2 protein-coding genes are annotated in these 1,311 nt (G+C 58.8%); both read right to left on the bottom strand.

Annotated elements, in window-relative coordinates:
- Positions 1-1,011 (bottom strand): beta-ketoacyl synthase (locus A2I95_RS38880; RefSeq protein ID WP_291737721.1); only part of this gene is annotated, 1,011 nt, incomplete at its 3' end.
- An 8-nt stretch (positions 1,012-1,019) separates the two neighbouring features.
- Complete coding sequence (locus A2I95_RS38875) at positions 1,020-1,277, bottom strand: acyl carrier protein (RefSeq protein ID WP_291737722.1); 258 nt, start codon at positions 1,275-1,277, stop codon at positions 1,020-1,022.
- Positions 1,278-1,311: the final 34 nt, after the last annotated feature.

Raw genomic sequence — 1,311 nt, 5'->3', positions numbered from 1 at the left:
ACCGGTGCCGCCGATAAGATGGCCATGCATGGATTTAGTGGAGGAGATCATCAGGCTGTCCGCATGGGGGCCGAAAACATCCGCGACGGCAGCGCATTCAGTCTTGTCATTGGCAGCGGTGCCGGTGCCATGAGCGTTGATATATCCCACCTCAGACGCGTTGATACGGGCATCCTGCAAAGCGCCCGAAATGGCGCGGGCGGCGCCCTGCTTGCTGGGCATCACGATGTCCGCTGCGTCCGATGACATGGCAAAGCCGATGACTTCGCACAGAATTTCAGCACCCCGTGCCCTGGCGTGCTCATACTCTTCGAACACAAAAATGCCTGCGCCCTCGCCCTGCACCATACCATTGCGGTTGGCGCTGAACGGGCGGCAGGCGTCCTTGGACATCACCCGCAGCCCCTCCCAGGCCTTGACCCCGCCAAAGCACAGCATGGATTCAGAGCCGCCGGTGATCATCACCGGGCTCATGCCCGAGCGCACCATCTGGAACGCCTGCGCCATCGCATGGTTGGAGGACGCACAGGCCGTGGACACGGTGAAACTGGGACCCTTGAGGTTGAACTGCATCGACACATGGCCGGCTGCAGCATTGTTCATCAGCTTGGGCACCACAAAGGGATGCACCCGGTTCTTGCCGTCCTCGTAGACGCTGCGGTAGTTTTCATCCAGCGTCTGCATACCGCCGCCGGAGTTGCCCAAAACCACGCCGGCCTTGGCAGACAGATCGCCATGGAACTCCAGGCCTGACTGTTCGATCGCCTCTTCAGCGGCAGTCAGGGTGAACTGGGTGAACCGGTCGTAGAGGCTCATCTGTTGGCGGTTGAACCGCCCTTCTGCCTCAAACCCGCGGACCTGACCGCCGATGCGGATTGCCAGACGGTCCACATCGCGAAACTCCAACTCTCCAATGCCGCAGCGGCCTTCGCGCATGGCCTCCAGTGTGGCGGGCACGGAATGTCCCAAGGCATTGATGGTTCCAGCCCCGGTGATGACGACGCGCTTCATGGGCTATCTTACGCTTTTTTCAAAATCAGCTTGTCGATGCCTTCGACGATAGCCGCAACATTGGAAATGTTAAAATCACTGTTTTCGGGTTCATTCGCATTGAAGGGAATCGAAACATCAAACTCCTCCTCAATGGCGAATATGCTTTCGACCAGGCCCAGGCTATCGATGCCCAGGTCTTCCAACGTGCTGTCGAGGGTCACATCCGACGGCTCAAGAACCGCCTGTTCGGCAATAATTGCAATGACCTTGTCCTGCGTGCTCATGTGGAGATCCCCGACGTTGTGGTTGAGGCAGATG

The organism is Leisingera sp. F5 (genome assembly GCF_001593695.1).
Note: the sequence above shows the minus strand (reverse complement) of the source record. Positions and strands in the feature narration are given on the sequence as shown.

Coding starts and splice junctions, on each gene's coding strand:
- A2I95_RS38875 (WP_291737722.1), bottom strand. CDS start 1,277: ATGAGCACGCAGGACAAGGTCATTGCAATTATTGCCGAACAGGCGGTT.